Source organism: Pseudomonas sp. Ma2-10 (assembly GCF_054330215.1).
Map to the genome: position 1 here is coordinate 148,331 of NZ_JBTEYL010000007.1, position 15,845 is coordinate 164,175.

14 protein-coding genes are annotated in these 15,845 nt (G+C 57.7%); 4 read left to right on the plus strand and 10 right to left on the minus strand.

Going from position 1 to position 15,845, the window contains the following annotated elements; genetic code table 11:
• Positions 1–48: 48 nt before the first annotated feature.
• Both ACXPVS_RS11680 and ACXPVS_RS11685 read right to left on the minus strand, forming a co-directional pair.
• Positions 49–1,794: a phosphoethanolamine transferase CptA gene (locus tag ACXPVS_RS11680; protein ID WP_458510062.1), complete on the minus strand. Its 1,746-nt coding sequence runs from the start codon at positions 1,792–1,794 to the stop codon at positions 49–51.
• 202 nt (positions 1,795–1,996) lie between these two features.
• Positions 1,997–2,179 (minus strand): DUF6026 family protein, encoded by a 183-nt coding sequence (locus ACXPVS_RS11685; RefSeq protein ID WP_458510063.1) that lies wholly within the window; start codon positions 2,177–2,179, stop codon positions 1,997–1,999.
• 271 nt (positions 2,180–2,450) lie between these two features.
• On the opposite strand from ACXPVS_RS11685, the gene gnd reads away from it, so the two are divergent.
• The 3 genes from gnd to ACXPVS_RS11700 are packed head-to-tail and all read left to right on the plus strand — an operon-like array spanning position 2,451 to position 5,769.
• The gene (gene gnd / locus ACXPVS_RS11690) at positions 2,451–3,431 is read left to right on the plus strand and encodes a phosphogluconate dehydrogenase (NAD(+)-dependent, decarboxylating) (RefSeq protein WP_458510064.1); all 981 of its coding nucleotides are present in this window, start codon (positions 2,451–2,453) and stop codon (positions 3,429–3,431) included.
• Positions 3,428–4,951: a glucose-6-phosphate dehydrogenase gene (zwf, locus tag ACXPVS_RS11695; RefSeq protein WP_458510065.1), complete on the plus strand. Its 1,524-nt coding sequence runs from the start codon at positions 3,428–3,430 to the stop codon at positions 4,949–4,951. The genes gnd and zwf overlap by 4 nt, the downstream gene beginning before the upstream one ends.
• The gene (locus ACXPVS_RS11700) at positions 4,948–5,769 is read left to right on the plus strand and encodes an HAD family hydrolase (protein WP_458510066.1); all 822 of its coding nucleotides are present in this window, start codon (positions 4,948–4,950) and stop codon (positions 5,767–5,769) included. Before zwf ends, ACXPVS_RS11700 begins: the two co-directional genes overlap by 4 nt.
• A gap of 51 nt (positions 5,770–5,820) precedes the next feature.
• Here the strand turns inward: ACXPVS_RS11700 and nhaB are convergent, their stop codons facing one another.
• The 3 genes from nhaB to ACXPVS_RS11715 form a co-directional block, all read right to left on the minus strand.
• The gene (gene nhaB / locus ACXPVS_RS11705) at positions 5,821–7,323 is read right to left on the minus strand and encodes a sodium/proton antiporter NhaB (RefSeq protein ID WP_458510067.1); all 1,503 of its coding nucleotides are present in this window, start codon (positions 7,321–7,323) and stop codon (positions 5,821–5,823) included.
• Positions 7,324–7,401: 78 nt separating this feature from the next.
• The gene (locus tag ACXPVS_RS11710) at positions 7,402–8,691 is read right to left on the minus strand and encodes a hypothetical protein (protein ID WP_458510068.1); all 1,290 of its coding nucleotides are present in this window, start codon (positions 8,689–8,691) and stop codon (positions 7,402–7,404) included.
• A 238-nt stretch (positions 8,692–8,929) separates the two neighbouring features.
• Positions 8,930–9,199: a hypothetical protein gene (locus tag ACXPVS_RS11715; RefSeq protein WP_458510069.1), complete on the minus strand. Its 270-nt coding sequence runs from the start codon at positions 9,197–9,199 to the stop codon at positions 8,930–8,932.
• A 342-nt stretch (positions 9,200–9,541) separates the two neighbouring features.
• On the opposite strand from ACXPVS_RS11715, the gene ACXPVS_RS11720 reads away from it, so the two are divergent.
• Positions 9,542–10,867 (plus strand): sigma 54-interacting transcriptional regulator, encoded by a 1,326-nt coding sequence (locus ACXPVS_RS11720; protein ID WP_458510070.1) that lies wholly within the window; start codon positions 9,542–9,544, stop codon positions 10,865–10,867.
• An 80-nt stretch (positions 10,868–10,947) separates the two neighbouring features.
• Here ACXPVS_RS11720 and ACXPVS_RS11725 read toward each other — a convergent pair whose 3' ends face one another.
• The 5 genes from ACXPVS_RS11725 to ACXPVS_RS11745 all read right to left on the minus strand — a co-directional run bounded on the left by ACXPVS_RS11725 (position 10,948) and on the right by ACXPVS_RS11745 (position 15,844).
• Entirely contained in the window at positions 10,948–12,228 is a 1,281-nt protein-coding gene (locus ACXPVS_RS11725; RefSeq protein ID WP_458510071.1) for a hypothetical protein, read from the minus strand.
• A 46-nt stretch (positions 12,229–12,274) separates the two neighbouring features.
• A complete protein-coding gene (locus ACXPVS_RS11730; RefSeq protein WP_458510072.1) occupies positions 12,275–13,021 on the minus strand; it encodes a hypothetical protein in 747 nt (248 codons plus the stop codon).
• A gap of 34 nt (positions 13,022–13,055) precedes the next feature.
• Entirely contained in the window at positions 13,056–13,736 is a 681-nt protein-coding gene (locus ACXPVS_RS11735; protein WP_458510131.1) for a C39 family peptidase, read from the minus strand.
• A 62-nt stretch (positions 13,737–13,798) separates the two neighbouring features.
• Positions 13,799–15,220 (minus strand): heme utilization protein, encoded by a 1,422-nt coding sequence (locus ACXPVS_RS11740; RefSeq protein WP_458510073.1) that lies wholly within the window; start codon positions 15,218–15,220, stop codon positions 13,799–13,801.
• A gap of 51 nt (positions 15,221–15,271) precedes the next feature.
• Positions 15,272–15,844, minus strand: a complete 573-nt coding sequence (locus ACXPVS_RS11745) for an adhesin (RefSeq protein WP_458510074.1) — start codon at positions 15,842–15,844, stop codon at positions 15,272–15,274.
• Position 15,845: the final 1 nt, after the last annotated feature.

Consider the following 15,845-nt stretch of genomic DNA (forward strand, 5'->3'; position numbering starts at 1 on the left):
GCGGCATTGGCACAGTCAAAAAGGGGCCGGAACCGGCCCCTGAAAGGATTACTTCTGAACGACTTTCGGGGCGTTTGGCAGGGCCTTGGGTTTAATCAGACTGAAGTCGATCAATGCCTTTTGCTGGCGCTCATAAGGATTGCCGATCATTAATGGCCGTGGCTTGAAACTGTCGCTGACCAGGCTCTTGCTGCGATCCAGTTCATCGAAACTCAGACCCGCCAGATCAGCCCAGGTGTGGATCAGATGCGAACTGCTGTAAGGCCGCCCCAGATCACCGGCAATGTTCCAGTCATGGTTTTCGCGCCATTTCGGCGAGGCCCACGCCATGAACGGAATGGTGTACATCGGCGCCGTCGGTTTGTTTTCGTTGCGCCCAAGGGTGCTGTGGCCAGGAGAATCGAAAACGTCTTCACCGTGGTCGGAGAGGTACAGCAGGAACCCGTTCGGATCAGACTTGGCGTAATCCTTGATCAGGCTCGAGACCACGAAGTCGTTGTATAGCACCGCATTGTCATAGCTGTTGTAAGTCGACACTTGATCGTCGCGCACACCGTCCGGAACGCCTTTGCGGTCCTGGAACTTATCGAAGGACGACGGATAACGGTATTGATAACTCATGTGCGTGCCAAGCAAATGCACGACGATCAGCTTGCGCGGTGCAGCGTCGGCCAAGGCCTGGTTGAACGGCTCGATCACGTCGCCATCGTACTGGGCAGCATTCTGGTTGCGGTTGTTGTTCAGGTACGCCTGCTCGTCGGCCTGCTCGGAGAAGGTCGTCAGCATGGTGTTGCGCTTGGTCATGGTCTGCTGATTGGTGATCCAGAAGGTCTTGTAGCCTGCCTGTTTCATCATGCTGACCAGCGACGGGGTCGACAGATACAGGTCCGGGTTTTCTTCGTCGGCGAAGGTCAGAACCTGCTGCAACGCCTCGATGGTGTAAGGGCGCGGGGTGATGACGTTATCGAAGACCGCCAGTTGATCCTTGAGCTTGTCCAGCTCCGGGGTGGTTTCCCGAGGATAGCCGTAGAGGCTCATGCGCTGACGGTTGGTGGACTCGCCGATCACCAGCACGAGGGTCGCCGGCTGATTGGCCGTCGAATCGCTGAAATTGTGCAGGGGAGGGATCTTGCTGGCGTTATCGAGCATGGCTTGCATGCCGGCCAGGGTATCGAGGTAGCGGTGATAGGCCACGGCCATCTGCCAAGGCACTGCGGGCTCGATGCGGTTTTCGAACTTCTCGAAACCGCCGGCAAGACTGCCGGTACGCGCGGTTTGCTTGATCAGCGGGTAACCGACGACGGCGACCACAATCGCCGTTGCCGCCACCAGCGCCCGACCGCGAGGCATATACACCGGGCGCAAGCGAGTCCAGAGGAAGTAAGCGAAAGCGGTGTGAGCGAGGAACGCCGCCACCATCCACCAGGCAAAATACTGTGTCATGTACTCGCCGGCTTCAGAGATGTTCGACTCGAACATAATGAAGATGACGCTTTGGGAAAACTCCTGCTGATAGATGAAGAAGTAACCCAGACTGGCCATTGAGCAGGCCCACAGCACCACACCGATCAGTGCCGCCATGACACGTGTTTGTTTGGGGAACAGCAGCATCGGCGCAAGCCAGATGGCGCTCATCACAAAGGCCTGGCGGAACCCGGTAAACCCGGAGGTGCCCGTCAGTTGGATCAGCAGTTGGGTAATGCCGGAAAAATACCAGAAGAACAGGAACAGCCAGAGAAATCCTGTCCAGTCAAAACCTTTCGCAGACGTATTGCTGCGTTTAAACAAAGCCATTCAGCGCTCCAGCCAGTAGTCACTTCCATCGTCGGGACATCAATGTTACCGACGAGCGGGCACCGCACGGATACCGAGCGGCCATAATGAGCCGGAGTATCAACAAGCGGATGTGAAAACTTCGTGAGTTGTGGGGTTTGTCAAAGGGGGGGAATGGCAGGTCGGAAACAGCAGTGGGCGGCTTCCGAATCAAGCGAGGGGATCAGGCGTGAGGCGCACGGTGCGTGACGGGCAAAGGCTGTGCCTGATTGCTTTGTGTCAACGAGCGCAGTTGCGCGAGCTCCTGCTTCAGCTGGTCGCGCTCGTCTTTCAACTGGCGTAATTCATCGCGACGGATCGTGACGTAAAGGGTTTGTGCTGGCCGTGCTGCATGTAATGTGCCCATTGCTCACCTCGCAAATGGCTGTCTCAACTGTAAACCAGCCCCAAAATTGGATGCTGACTTACTATCGGTGCTGATTTTGATTTCTTTTGCTCCGGAAGGGAACTTTTTTATTTTTCATGGTCGTTGTGTCTTCGGCGCGATTACCGACGTTATCAATCTGGATCGGGCACAATGCCCGGAAACTATGTGCCCCGACGCTGGACTAAGTCGAATGAGTCGCGTTGGGCTATAACCTTTGACACACATTATTCGTAGTAGGGAGCATCAGCACATGCAACTCGGGATTATTGGACTGGGCCGCATGGGCGGCAATATTGCGCGGCGCCTGATGCTCAACGGGCATACCACCGTTGTTTACGACCGCAATACCGCCTTTGTCGACACCCTGGCCGCAGAAGGCGCTTCTGGGGTCATCGACCTGCCGGCGCTGGTCGCGGGCCTGGCCAAGCCCCGTGCGGTGTGGGTCATGCTGCCGGCCGGCGCACCGACCGAAGACACCATCGACACCTTGAGCACCTTGCTCGAAGCTGGCGATACCATCATCGACGGCGGCAACACCTTTTATAAGGACGACATCCGTCGGGCGAAAACGCTCTCGGAAAAAGGCCTGCACTATGTCGACGTTGGCACCTCCGGCGGCGTCTGGGGCCTGGAGCGGGGCTACTGCATGATGATCGGTGGCGAAGTCGAGGTGGTTAATCGCCTTGATCCGCTGTTCGAGAGCCTTGCACCGGGCCTGGGCGACATCCCTCGCACCAAGGATCGCAAGTCCGAAGACGATCGTGCCGAGCACGGTTACATCCACGCAGGCCCGGCCGGTTCGGGCCATTTCGTGAAAATGATCCACAACGGCATCGAATACGGAATGATGCAGGCCTTCGCCGAAGGCTTCGACATCCTCAAGACCAAGGCCAGCGCCAACCTGCCGGAAGATCAGCGTTTCGACCTGAACGTAGGCGACATCGCCGAAGTCTGGCGCCGTGGCAGCGTCGTGTCGTCCTGGTTGCTCGACCTGACCGCCGACGCGTTGGCCAGCGACCCGAAACTCGACGGTTACGCAGGTGAAGTGGCTGACAGTGGCGAAGGTCGCTGGACCATCGAAGCCGCCATGGAGCAATCTGTGCCTGTACCGGTGCTGTCGAATTCGCTGTTCTCCCGCTACCGTTCGCGCGGGCAAGGCACCTTTGGCGACAAGATTCTCTCAGCCCAGCGCTTCGGCTTCGGCGGCCATGTGGAGACTGCAAAAAAATGACTCGCTTGATCCGCAATAAATCCAAGGCAGAACCTGCACCACCGACCACGCTGTTTTTGTTCGGTGCCCACGGTGATCTGGTCAAGCGTTTGCTGATGCCGGCGCTGTACAACCTGAGTCGCGATGGTCTGCTCGGCGACGGACTGCGGATCATCGGCGTTGACCACAATGCCATTACCGACGACGCCTTTGCCCGCAAGCTTGAAGATTTCATTCGAGCCGAAGTGGCGAGCAAGGTGGGCAAGGGCGATCAAGCCCTTGATCCGGAACTGTGGGCCAAACTGGCCAAAGGCATCAGCTACGTCCAGGGCGACTTCCTGGACGACAGCACTTATCAAGCGCTGGCGGCGAAAATTGCCGCCAGCGGCACTGGCAACGCAGTGTTCTACCTGGCTACCGCGCCACGTTTCTTCAGTGAGGTGGTGCGTCGTCTCGGCGCCGCCGGCCTGCTGCAAGAGGCGCCGCAAGCGTTCAGAAGGGTGGTGATCGAAAAACCCTTCGGTTCCGACCTGCAAACCGCCGAAGCGTTGAACGCTTGTCTGCTCAAGGTGATGACGGAAAACCAGATCTACCGGATCGATCACTATCTGGGCAAGGAAACTGTGCAGAACATTTTGATCAGCCGGTTTTCCAACAGCCTGTTTGAAGCGTTCTGGAACAATCACTACATCGACCACGTACAAATCACCGCCGCCGAAACCGTCGGCGTGGAAACCCGTGGCAGTTTTTATGAACACACTGGCACCTTGCGGGACATGGTGCCCAATCACCTGTTCCAGTTGCTGGCGATGGTCGCGATGGAGCCGCCGGCCGCCTTTGGCGCCGATGCGGTACGCGGCGAGAAAGCCAAGGTGGTGGGTGCGATTCGTCCCTGGACAGTCGAGGAGGCGCTGGCCAACTCGGTGCGCGGTCAATACGCGTCCGGCGAAATCGACGGCAAGCCGTTGCCGGGGTATCGCCAGGAAAGCAACGTGGCGCCCGACAGCAAAACCGAAACCTACGTCGCGCTGAAAGTCATGATCGACAACTGGCGCTGGGTCGGCGTGCCGTTTTACCTGCGTACAGGCAAGCGCATGAGCGTGCGCGACACCGAGATTGTCATCTGCTTCAAACCGGCGCCGTATGCGCAGTTCCGCGATACCGAGGTCGAGGAGTTGCAGCCGACGTATCTGCGAATCCAGATTCAACCCAACGAAGGCATGTGGTTCGACCTGCTGGCCAAACGGCCCGGCCCGGCCTTGACAATGGCCAATATCGAACTGGGCTTTGCCTACAAGGATTTCTTTGAAATGCAGCCGTCCACCGGCTATGAAACCCTGATCTACGATTGCCTGACCGGCGATCAGACGCTGTTCCAGCGCGCCGACAACATCGAGAACGGCTGGCGCGCCGTGCAGCCTTTCCTGGATGCCTGGCAGCAGGACGCGAGCGTGCAGAACTATGCCGCTGGCGAAGACGGCCCGCAGGCCGCAGAAGACCTCCTGACCCGCGACGGTCGCGTCTGGCATAGCCTGGGATGAGCGACTTACCGCCGCCTCCCATCCGTTTTTTACTCAGTGATATGGACGGCACCTTGTTGCTGCCCGATCACAGCCTCAGCCAATGCACCATTGAGGCGGTCCGCTCCTTGCGTGAGGCGGGTGTGCTGTTCAGCCTGGCCACCGGTCGTCCACCCAAAGCCATGTTGCAGCAGATTGAAGCCTTGGGCGTCGACCTGCCGACGGCCGCCTTCAATGGCGGCACTATCGTCAACCCGGACGGCAGTTTACTGGTCGCGCATTACTTGCCGGCAACGGCGGCGCTGACCACGTTGACGTTGTTTGCCGGGCAACCGGACATCGAGGTTTGGGTGTTCAGCGGTGGCGACTGGTTAGTGAAGGACCCGACCGGTCCCATGGTTCCACGGGAGCAGCATGGCCTGGGGTATCCACCAGTGGTGGTCGAGGGTTTCGAGCCGTACCTGGAGCGCATCGACAAGATTGTTGCCGCCAGCAACAACACCGGGCTTTTGATTGAACTGGAGGCGCAGTTGTTGCTCAAGGTCGAGGGTCAGGCGCAGGTGTCGCGTTCACAACCGGTGTACCTGGACGTGACCGCGATGCAAGCCAACAAAGGTGAGGCACTGGCGACACTGGCCAAATTTCTCGGTGTGCCGCTGGAGCAGACCGCGGCGCTGGGCGATGGCGGCAACGACCCGGCGATGTTTCACCGCGCAGGCTTGTCGATCGCCATGGGGCAGTCGGAAGAGGCGGTGAAGCGCCAAGCGGACGTGGTGACGGGCGCCAATACCGAGGACGGTGCGGCCCAGGCAATCGAACGCTATATCCTCCCTCGATAACCACACCGCGCCCATGTGGGGGCAAACGCGCTCCCCTATTGCGTTCCGGGTTTACAGCAAGAAACTCACTGCATACCAACCAAGAACACCCATCACCGCGGTGTACGGCAACGCCATCCACACCATCCGTCCGTACGACAGTCGAATCAGCGGTGCAATCGCCGAGGTCAGCAGGAACAGAAACGCAGCCTGACCATTGGGCGTAGCGACGCTCGGCAGGTTGGTGCCGGTGTTGATCGCAATCGCCAGTGTCTCGAAATGCTCACGGTTCATTTGACCGGAGATGAAGGCCTGTTTGACTTCGGTGATGTAAATGGTCGCGACGAACACGTTATCGCTGATGGCCGACAGCACGCCGTTGGCAATAAACAGCATGCCCGGTTGTTGATCTGCTGGCAGCGCCAACACCCACTGGATCAAAGGCGTGAACAGTTGCTGGTCGTGAATCACCGTCACCACCGCGAAAAACACCACGAGCAGGGCTGTGAACGGCATGGCTTCCTTGAACGCGTTGCCGATACGGTGCTCGTCGGTGATGCCCGTGAAGGCGGTGATCAGCACGATCACCATCAAGCCGATCAGGCCGACCTCAGCAATATGGAACGCCAACCCCACAATCAGAATCAGCGCTGCCAATCCCTGCACGACCAGCGCTGCACGTTGGCGCGCGGTGCGTTCGACACTGTCTTGTGCAGCGTAATTGGCCAGAATCGCACGCACATTGTCCGGCAACGGGGTGCCGTAACCGAACCAGCGAAGTTTCTCCAGCAGGACGCAGGTCACCTGGCCTGCCACCAGGACCGGCAATGAAACCGGGGCGACTTCCAGAAAGAACTCAGAGAAGTGCCAGCCCATCTCCTCGCCGATCAGCAGGTTCTGCGGCTCACCGACCAATGTGCAAACACCACCCAGTGCGGTACCCACGGCGCCGTGCATCAGCAGGCTGCGAAGAAAGGCGCGGAATTGTTCGAGGTCGGTGTGATGGAGTGTGGACAAGTGCTGGTCATCGCCAAACCCGCTGTCCTGACGCGGATCGTTGCCGGAGACGACGCGGTGATATACCGCGTAAAAGCCCACGGCTGCACTGATGATCACGGCGGTCACGGTCAAGGCATCAAGAAACGCCGACAGAATCGCCGACAGAAAGCAGAACATCAACGCCAGCGCGGCCTTGGAGCGAATCCCGAGCAGCAGCCGTGAGAACAGAAACAGCAGCAGGTCTTTCATGAAGTAGATGCCGGCCACCATGAACATCAGCAGCAGGATCACCGGAAAGTTGTGCACCAGTTCGTCGTAGAGTGCCTGGGGCGTGGTCAGCTTCAGCAGCAGTGCTTCGATCAACAGCAGGCCACCGGGCATTAACGGATAACACTTGAGCGCCATGGCCAGGGTGAAGATGAACTCCAGCACCAGCAGCCAGGAAGCCACCACCGGGCCTACGGTCCACAGCGCCAATACGTTGAGAATCAGGAAGCCGACAATGCTTGCCTTGTACCAGCGAGGTGAATGCCCGAGAAAATTGTGCGCGAACGCCTGAGCCATTGAACCGGGCATCGGCTACTCCTTGTATTAAGAAGCGCGCAAATTGCCGCAAACGGCAGGGAAGATCAAGTGAAGGAAAACGGTGCCGGCCTACCCCAGATAGCGTACGACGATCGCTCGATAGTTGCCGTCCAGTGAATAGCCTCCGACGACAATGTTTCCATCAGTCTGCAGGACCACTGAAGTTGCGTTATCCAGGTTGCGGCTCAGGCGGGTGCGAACCCAGCCGGCGTCATTGCCGAAGCTACGATCGAGTTGCCCATCGGGTAGATGCCGCGCCAGAATGAAGTCCGCCTCACCGCTGCCGATCGTGGCCCCGACCGTCACCACGCGGCCGTCCGGCAGTGCTTTTGCGTCGGTCCACTGGCAGCCACTGTGGCCGATTTCCAGCAGTTGGGCCTGGCCTCCATTGCAATGAATGTCCGGGCGGCCGTTGCTGTGTACTTTCAGTGCCAGGCAATGCATCGGGTCGCGGCTGCTGCCAAAGCACTGTACATCGCCATTTTCCTGTTGGACGATCTGGCTGATCTGAGTGCTACACCCATGTGCCTTGAAGGTCATGAAACCATCCACGGCGAAACAATCGTCGAGCCTGCCGTCGGTTTTATAGCGGGCCAGCAGACCCTCTTCAGGGAAGTTGATTGACCCGCCCACCAGGATCCGCCCGTCTTGTTGCACCATCAGGCTGCTGAGCCAGGTGTTCATCAACAAGTGCCTGACAATCACGAAGCCACGCCCGTTGAAGGTGTCGTCCAGCGAGCCGTCGGTGTTGAGTCGTATCAGCATGCCGACATGATCGGACAGTCCGAAGTGATGATTGGCCAGCAGCAGGATTCGACCATCCTCCTGCACGCAGAAATCACAAGCTTCTGCACCCGATACGCCGGGGGGGAGCCAGGTATCACGCACGCCTTGGGAAAGACCGCCTGGCAGACGCACGACGCAGCGGCCATTGTCGCCAAAACATTGCACCGGCCGGCCATGCTGATCAAACAGGGCGAGGGCAGGCAGTGTCCGGTGAGCATTTTCGTAGTGCAGGCCGGCTATCAGAATGTTCCCGTCAGGCCGTATGTGGACTTTGCCGGCCATGGCCTCGAAGCCGTGTTCGAATTGCCCGATGACGCTGCCTTGATTGCCGAACGCCAAATCTGCCGAGCCGTCCTCGAGCAAGCGTGCCACGCCGAAGCGGCTACCGCCGGGCGTTCCTACCTTAGCCGCGACTAACAACCTGCCACGTGAATCAATCGCGACCCCGTTGGCCATGCTTGAGAGGCTACTTGCGAAATACACCTGGGTTTTGCCAGACGAGGCAAAGGTTGTATCAAGTTTTCCGGCGTTGTTCAGGGTTGCGGGTAATGCAAATGCGGTCTGGATTGACATGCACGCAACTCCTTGCGAGTCGTCCTGAACCGGGAGTTTGGGGGGCGACTGTATAAGGAAACATTCAATCCCTGAGCGCCTGGATGCACAACTGTCATAACTAACAAACGGAGGGTCGCTGTGTGCCAGAACAGTGTCTTTTCGACCCACTGACAAGCCTGCCAAGTAGTTGGGTGCATACAAGTTCGAATAATAATCGGGGAGGGTGCGGGTTACCGTTTAGTAACCCGCCAAACGCTTAGTGTGGCATCGACCACGATTGGAGTTTGTAACCCTCCTGGCTCAATTCCGCACGTGCCGCTTCAAGCAGGCATTCAAGTTGCGCAGGATCGGTATAGGCACTGCTGGGGATCTGCTTACGGCCGATGCTACGGGTGTTGGTGCGATCGATAACGGTCAGGCTGAGCTCGCCATTGCCGTCTTGTGGGGCCCAGGCCACGCATTGGAACGGTTGGAATGCGCGGTCGGCAATCAAAAGAGCTTCGTTGATGCGGAGCGAGGCGTTCATGGGGTTTTCTCTCTGTATGTCCAATCAAGTGATGTGCCGTCGGTGGGGCTTACCGTTCGGCTGGTTACTTGTACTGATGCCCGCAACCGGGGGGCGGGTCACATACAATTAAAAGAAATATCAACTTTCTTTCGTTGGCTTATGGTTCGGACAGGCTTTGAAAACTGTACGAAAGGCAGGACTCGTTAGGTGACTAACTAAGTCGCTTCTTATAACTAATAACGCAACTGCTCTATAGTCAAACGGTACAAGGTCACGTCAAATTATTGCTAACGTTACAGCCAGGTCCGCCAAACGGTTGTTTTTAATAATATTTCATAAATTTGGCGCCAAGGAACAGTCATGATCGAAGCGCCTGCCTTACGACGTCTGTTAGTAGTGGACCCTTGCGACGACTGTCATCGTCTGCTGCCGGTTTTGCGCTCTGTGGGTTGGGACGTTGACAGCTGCACCCTGGAGAAGGCTGTCGACAAAACCTGCGATGTCGGCCTGTTGCGTTTGCAACCGTTTCACCTCGAACGCCCGGACGCCGTCAAAGAGCTGATCAGCCGTAGCGGTACCGAATGGATCGCCGTACTCAACCAGGAAGTCCTGCGATTGCAGAATGTCGGGGACTTTGTCTGCGAATGGTTTTTCGATTTCCATACCTTGCCATTCGATGTGTCCCGGGTTCAGGTGACGCTGGGCCGGGCATTCGGGATGGCACGTCTGCGAGGGCAGGGCACGGTTCACATTGATCAGCCTGAACATGAGCTGCTTGGCGACAGTAAACCCATTCGCGAACTGCGCAAGTTGCTGAGCAAGCTGGCGCCCACCGAGTCTCCGGTATTGATCCGTGGTGAAAGCGGTACCGGTAAAGAACTGGTTGCCCGCACGCTCCATCGACAATCCCAACGTCACAGCAAACCCTTTGTCGCGATCAATTGCGGCGCAATTCCCGAACACTTGATCCAGTCCGAACTGTTTGGCCACGAGAAGGGTGCCTTTACTGGCGCCCATCAACGCAAGGTCGGGCGGATCGAATCGGCTAACGGCGGCACGCTGTTTCTCGACGAAATCGGTGATCTGCCCCTGGAGTTGCAGGCGAACCTGTTGCGTTTCCTCCAGGACAAGCACATCGAGCGGGTGGGCGGCAGCCTGCCGATTCCTGTGGATGTGCGGGTGTTGGCCGCGACCCATGTCGATCTTGAGGCCGCGATCGAGAAGAACCGCTTTCGCGAAGATCTGTATTACCGCTTGAACGTGTTGCAGGTCGCGACCGCCCCCCTGCGTGAGCGCAATGGCGACCTGTCGATGTTGGCGAACCACTTTTCCCATTTCTACAGCCATGAAACCGGGCGACGTCCGCGCAGCTTCAGTGAAGACGCCTTGATTGCCATGGGCAAGCATGACTGGCCAGGCAATGTGCGAGAGCTGGCCAACCGGGTACGTCGCGGGTTGGTATTGGCCGAAGGCCGGCAGATCGAAGCGCGAGACCTGGGGCTGATCAGCCAGCAGGCCGTTGCCGCGCCGATGGGCACGCTGGAAAACTACAAGCACCGGGCAGAGCGCCAGGCTTTGTGCGATGTACTTAACCGCCACAGCGATAATTTGAGCATCGCCGCCAAGGTGCTGGGGATATCCAGGCCTACCTTCTACCGCTTGTTGCACAAGCATCAGATACGTTGAGCTGCAGGTAAAAGCGCTGAAAGCTTGTAGCTATCGACAAAAAAACCCGCTGAAAAAGCGGGTTTTTTGTGGGTGGCGGATTAGAAGTAGTACGGGAATTTCAGGCTGAAGGAAAAGTCTGGCGAGTCGTCGGTCAGGCCGATGGCCAGGTTGGGAACGATCGTCAGGTTATTGGTGGCTGCCAGGGTCATGCCGATGTTGAAGTTGGCCGAGTTGTAATCGCTGTTGGAAATCGATTGCCAATTGCCTCCGTCCGGTTTGATCTTGCTCTTGCGGGCGAACTGATCAGTGAACGAGAACGACATACTCATCTTCTCGTTCAAGGCGAAAGCAATGCCGGCGCCGACCTGCCAGGAGTTGCCCAGATTCACCTTCCCGGGCACCTTGGAGTTGACCTGAGGGCTGATGTCGCTGAAAGAGTCTTCAACGTTGTAGGTGTAGGCCAGGCTGCCGAACAGCACCGCCGGGTCGAAGGTCTTGACCAGCGAGATACCCGGGGTGATCGACCAGACACCATTGCCGGTAGGCAAGTCTTCAGGTACTGCGAGGTTGTCGTTGCCCGGGACCTGGACCAGCTTGATGCCGTAAGGGTCATCTCCGGTCGGCGCCTTGACGCGCAGTGTAACGACCGCGTCGGGCAGATTGGCTGACTCATCCAGAAACTTGTAGGCAACGCCAACGTTCACATCGCCGATGGCCGGGTCGCGGGTAACGGTTGCGTCCGACGTCACCGGACCTGCGCCACCGGCGCCACCGGAGGAGTACGTGGATTCGCGATAAACCACGGGTATGTTGATATCGAACTGCCAGCGTTGTCCCGTGTTGTAGCGAGCGGTCAGGTCCAGGGTCCAGTTATCCGCCTTGATACGGTCGAGGTCGATGCTGCCGAGAAAAATTGAGTCCAGTGCCAGAAAACCATTGAGCGTCAGTGCCCGGGTATCGTAGTGCGTGTAGGTCACCCCGGTTTCGAGGCTGAACTTGCCGCCACCGAAAAAGCCGCTGGCTTCGTCATACAGGTTGGAAACGCTTTGCGCAGGTTCCGAATCATCCTTGAGCGATTGGCCGTATGAACTGCCTGTGGTGCCCGGCGTACCGGCGGCCACTGTCTGGCCACCCCTGGTCGTTTCGGCGGGGGATTTGGTCAGGCGTTTGGGAGCCGGTGTCGCAGGTGTTTCTTCGACTTGGCGAACGCGTTGCTCGAGTACCATCAGCGCGTTCTGTTGTGCTTCGTAACGTTGTTTCAACTCCATGAGTTCTTGTTTTAATAGTTCGACCTGGGGGTCCGGTGCTGCGTATAGCAGTGTCGCCGGGGCCAGGGTACTCAAACAAACGATAGCGCTGAACGTTAACGATCGGTGCATGGGTTAGCCGTCCCTTCTTAGTACCTCTGATGAGACTGAGCGTAGATCAGAATCCGCTGGTGCGAAGACCTTTGAGCTGGTCCAGGTTGCCGTTCAGTGATCCGCCTGTCGGTCCGTTGTCACGCAGCACGACATTGAGGGACGTGAGGTTGATGACCTGGTTGCCACCGCCGAGCACGGTCGTGTTCTGCGTCAGCCCGCCCTGGGCCAGGCGCTGTACGGTATTGCCCTGGTTGTTGTTGGCCACGATGTTGAGTTGCACACCCGTGCCGGTCGATGAAATGCTCAGCGAGCCCGCACCATTGGCGCCTGACAGCGTGGCGCCTGCGGCCAGTGCCTGACCCTGCTGTTGCGCTGCGGGTGCTTGGCTCGCTTTTGTGACGTTGATCTCAACGTTGTTGTAGGCAGTGTTATGGTCGCCGGCGGCACGTACGACTTGAGTGACGCCTTCGGTGCCGTTGAGGCCGCCGCCACCAGTGACGGTACCAGTGCCGGTGACTTGAGCACGCGCTGAGCCACTCCCCCTTTCGTCGATCATTGTCACGTAGAACTGCGGCTTGATGGTCGATTGTTGAATTTGCATCGAGGACGTTGCCCCGATCACTTCACCGTTGGCATTTTGCCAAGCGCTGGTCATGACAATGCCGAAACTGACGATCCGCCCCGGCATGACATAGCGGCCTCGCAGGATCGCCAATTCCTGATCGCTAAGTTCGATGGGTTTGAACGTCTGTGCCTGGGTCGGCAGGCTGGCGGCCAGGCAAACCACAGCCAGCCAGATTGGAGTCTTCATTGGAATGCTCCCGGAGCGTCGTGCTCCCTTGTTATTAGAAGAAGTCGCTTTGGATGAATCCGAAATCCATCAACTCTGCGTCTTGCACCGGGCTGAAGGTATTGATGCTGTTTTTGGCGGTCAGTGGAAGGGGTGGGTCGAGCAACGCATTGGTTTTGTCGTAGCCCTGGCCGATGACGGCAAAGATGATGCCGTTCCAGCCTTTGACAAAGTCGTCGACTTTGTAACGTTTATGACCGAGTACCGGATCTCCGATATAGACCCAGCCCTGATGGACTCTTTGCATGACCACAAAATGTTTGTAGCCACGGGTATCCATGAGTACAACAACCGGAATTCTGATTTCGCTCAACGTTTCCGTCGCTACCCGGTAGCCGCGGGCGCGCATGCCGATACTTTCCACGTAGCGCTTCATGTCGAGCATGGAGAAGCCCTGGACGCGGACAAGATCTTGATCAGAGTGCGACAGCATGCCTTCGATGATTTGTTCTTCATTCACGTCCAGCCAATAGGCCTGGCGCAATATCGTCGCCAGGGCAGCCGCGCCGCAACTGAAGTCGGTTTGCTGTTCCACCAGGTCGGAAAACTTGCGCTCACGCACGCTTTGGATCGGCTTGAACACCATCGCGCCGCCCGGCAGGATGGCAAGCGGCAGTTGTGCTGCCTCGATCACACCGGCCACGCAAAGCAAAAATGCCAAGGCGATAATGCGCATAGTGGGGCGCCTTCTGGTTGTGTTGAAAAAGGCCCCCATAAGGGGGCCTCCAGAGACAGCAGTTAGAACGATTGGTTGGCAATGGACAGCGAGTTGCTTTGTTGGTTACCCACACCAGCAGCCACGTTGACGCCCAGGTTGCCGCTGCCACCATTAACCGAACCGCTCAGGGTTGCAGTGTTGGTTACAGGGTTTGCCCAGCCAGTTGGAGTCAGCACTTGATAGGAGTAGGTGTTACTCAGATCATATGAGCTGCTTTCACTGTAGCTTTTCGCTTTGTCATACGCAGATTCGGACGACTTGCTGCCCGATTTATCGTACGAGGAGGCGGACGATTTCTCGTACGATTTATCGAACGATTTTTCGAACGAGGAATCGCGCGATCTGTCGTACGAGGAGTCGCGCGATCTGTCGTATGAAGAGTCGCGCGATACCTCGAACGATTTGTCTATCGATGCATCAAGCGTTGCGTCAAGCGATGCGTTAAGCGATGAGTCGGAACTCCTGCTGCGGGTGCGATCGCCAAAGCCATTATTGTAGGTAACGGAATTGGAAGCCGCCGCAGTAGCGTCCAAAGTAGCGTTCAAGGACGCACTCAAGGAAGCACTCGAAGAACCGCTTGCATTGCTGCTGTTGGAACCGCTCGCATTACTGCTGTTGGAGCCGCTCGCATTGCTGCTGCTAGAACCACTTATATCAACGCTTGAGGAACCGCTGGATGCAGAGTTCCTGGCGCCGGCGGCAGCCCAACTCGAAGAAGCGCTTTCACTGCCGCTAGCCTCGAATGACTTATCTTTAGAGAAACTACCGCTGGCCGAGTTGGTAACCGTAATCGTATCCACACGGTACGTCCGATCAGCGTTGTTATTCACTGTCAAGCCAGGGCCGCTTTGATTGGCAGAGGCGGTGGCTGTTGCGTTACCCAACGGAGAGTTGGAGTTGGCAATTGCCATGGTGTTTTTCTGTTGGTTGAGGTCGCCGCCAGCAATGTTTATCCCCATATTGCCGTTGCTGCCATCGGCCGATCCACTCATCACGGCAGAGTTTGTGGTGCCGTGGTTGTAGACCTTGTTGTTGTTGCTGTATTGCGTGACTCTAGCGCTGGCCTCGGCATTGCCGAACACGAAGCTGTTATCGAGACTGGAGTCGGAGCCAGCGTTTGCGATGGCGGCCGCGTTGTCTTGTTGGTTGCCGGCGCCTGCTGCCACGTTGATGCCGACGTTGCCGCTCGAGCCTGAGCCAGAGCTGCTCATTTCGGCTGAGTTCTGAGTCCCTTCGTTGTAGATGCGGTTGCCGGTACTGGTTTGCCTATCGCTCGCATTGGCAGTCGCGTCGGTATGGATCCATGTTGGAGGCGGGGTGTGTTGGCCGTTGTTATGACCATTGTGGTTACCACGTCGATCGTTTTGTCCAGCTTGTGCAGCAACAGCCAGGACCGCAGCGATTGCAAAAACCAGAGGCTTTATTGCCATCGAAGGTTTCATGGTGATTCTCCGTACTTATTTTAGGTTAAGTGTTGTACCTACCTGTTTGGGTCAATCCGTGACCCGTACGCTCAGGGTATTGGCCGTTCGGTTTCCCACCCCGGCGCTCTGATTCAACTGGATCACCCCACGGCTACCGGTGAAGGCCTGATCGCTGGTAGCGACCTGGCGATAGCCTGGTGCAGAGTCAGTTGGATCGGAGTTAGTGATCAGCGCCACGTTCTGTTGCCTGAGGACGCTGTCGTCGATGCTTTGCGGCTGTGTACCAATGCTTATCCGCAGGGCATTGGCTTGCTGGTTGCTGGCGCCCGCGCTCTGGTTGACGCCCAGTACGCCGCTGCCGTGGCTGAAGGAGTTGCCTTGAATGCTGGACCGAGCATCAATCCTGGGGTCGACCTGCGTACGCAGCCGTTGGCGAATCTGTGTGGTCGCGCTGGCTCCATGACCAACGGCGATGGCCCGGGCGTTAGCCTGCTGCTGTAGATCGCCGGCGGCCTGGTTGACGGCGAGGTTGCCCTGGTACCGGGCGCCCGAACCGTCGATTTCGGCGTTGTTGATGACGGGAGGTTGGGCAAAGGTCGATGCACTGCAAAACATGGCGATAATCAGCAGCGTACGATTCATC